At 78.0% G+C, this 1941-nt stretch carries 2 protein-coding genes; one reads left to right on the top strand and one right to left on the bottom strand.

Features of this window, described 5'->3' with window-relative positions:
* Window positions 1-810 (bottom strand): AfsR/SARP family transcriptional regulator (locus DZF91_RS24415; protein WP_199486855.1); only part of this gene is annotated, 810 nt, incomplete at its 3' end.
* Between the two features lie 128 nt (window positions 811-938).
* On the opposite strand from DZF91_RS24415, the gene DZF91_RS24410 reads away from it, so the two are divergent.
* A partial coding sequence (locus tag DZF91_RS24410; protein WP_147341348.1) for an MFS transporter occupies window positions 939-1941 on the top strand: 1003 nt, incomplete at its 3' end.

The raw sequence follows: 1941 nt of genomic DNA, 5'->3' as shown, positions 1-1941 counted from the left end.
GGGAGTCGCCGGGGCGGGCGGGCTCACGGGGGCGACCGGCGCGGCCGGGGCCGTCGGCGCGGGCGGCGCGGGCGGGGTCAGGGACGGGTCCTGGCGGAGGATCGCCTCCTGGAGGGCCGTCACCTCCGGGCCCGGGTCGATGCCCAGCTCGTCCGCCAGGAGTTCCCGCAGGTCGGCGAGGGTGGCGAGCGCGTCGCCCTGCCGTCCGGCGCGGTACAGGGCCCGGGCGTGGACGGCCCGCAGCCGCTCCCGGAGCGGATGCCGGGCCACCAGGTCGCCCAGCTCCCCGGCCAGCAGGAGGTGCTCCCCGGCCGCGAGGCGCGCCTCGGCCCGCTCCTCCTGGACGGCCAGCCGCTGGTCGTCGAGCCGGTCGGCGGCCGTCCGCGCGAACTCCTGGTCGGCGACGTCGGCGAACGCGGGGCCGCGCCACAGGTCCAGCGCCTCGGACAGGACGGCGGCGCGCTCGCGCGGGTCGTCCACCGTGCGCGCGCGTTCGGCGAGGGCGGTGAAGCGCTCGGCGTCCACCGTGTCGGAGCCGTCCACGGCCAGGCGGTATCCGGCCGCCTCCCGGACGACGCGGTCCCGGCCCAGCACGCGGCGCAGCATCGACACCTTGGCCTGCAGCGCGTTGGCGGGGTTGCCGGGCGGACGGCCCGCCCACAGGTCCTCGATCAGCCGGTCGGCGGAGACGGCCGCGCCGGGCCGGACCAGCAGGTCGGCGAGCAGCGCCCGCACCTTCGCCTCCGGGATCGCGACGGGCGTCCCCGCGTCGTCCCACACCGCCACCGGACCAAGCACCCCGAACCGCACCCGAGCACCTTATTCGGATCGGCGTCCCGCGGCCCGAGCCGGGCTTCGGACGGGCCGTCAGCCGTCCGTCAGGGTTCCCGAAGGCCGCCCCGGCAGTGTCGTCCCCGTCGAGTCAAGGAGGCGACGACATGGTCACCACGCAGATCACCGAACCGGCCGCCGGCGCCCGGCGGCTCCCGATGTCCCCGCTGCTGGCGCTCGCCACGGCCGTCTTCATCACCAGCCTCACCGAGACGCTGCCCGCCGGGCTGCTGCCCGCGATGAGCGCGGGCCTCGGCGTCGGCGCGTCCGCCGCCGGGCAGACGGTGACGGTCTACGCCATCGGGACGGCCCTCACCGCGGCGCCGCTCACCGCGGCGACGGCCGGATGGCGGCGCAAGCGGCTGCTGCTCACCACGGTCGCCGGGTTCGCCGTCGCGAACGGCGTCACGGCGGTCTCGTCCGACTACGCGCTGACGATGGTCGCGCGGTTCGCGGCGGGCGTCGCGGCGGGCCTGGCCTGGGCGCTGCTCGCCGGGTACGCCCGCCGGATGGCCCCGGCCGGGCTGGAGGGCCGCGCGATCGCGGTCGCGATGGCCGGGATCCCGGTGGCGCTGTCGCTGGGCGTCCCCGCGGGCACGTTCCTCGGCTCGGCGCTCGGCTGGCGGACGGCGTTCTGGACGATGACGGCGCTGACGGTCGTGCTGGTCGGCTGGATCACCGCGTCCGTGCCGGACTACCCCGGACGGCGGCGCGGGGACGGCGAGCCGAGGCCGCGCGTGCTGCGGGTGCCGGGCGTCGCGCCCGTCCTGTTCGTCACGCTGGTGTACGTCCTCGCGCACACCGTCCTGTACGCCTACGTCGCCGCGTTCCTGGACGGCCTGGGCATGGGCGGCTCCACCGACGCGGTGCTGCTGGTCTTCGGCGGCGCGTCCCTGCTGAGCATCGCGGCCGTCGGCGCGCGGATCCACCGGCACCTGCGGGTGCTGTCGGTCGCGAGCGTCCTGCTGGTCGCCGTGGCCGCGGCGGTCCTGGCGCTGGCGGCGGACTCGCCCGCCCTGGTCTACGTCGCGGCGGCCCTGTGGGGCCTCGGCTGGGGCGGCGCGCCCACGCTGCTGCAGACCGCCGCCGGCGCGGCGGGCGGCAAGGCCG

This window comes from Actinomadura logoneensis (assembly GCF_003428695.1).
In the GTDB taxonomy this organism is placed as follows: Bacteria; Actinomycetota; Actinomycetes; order Streptosporangiales; family Streptosporangiaceae; genus Spirillospora; species Spirillospora logoneensis.
This window is presented reverse-complemented; position numbering and strand designations above follow the sequence as displayed.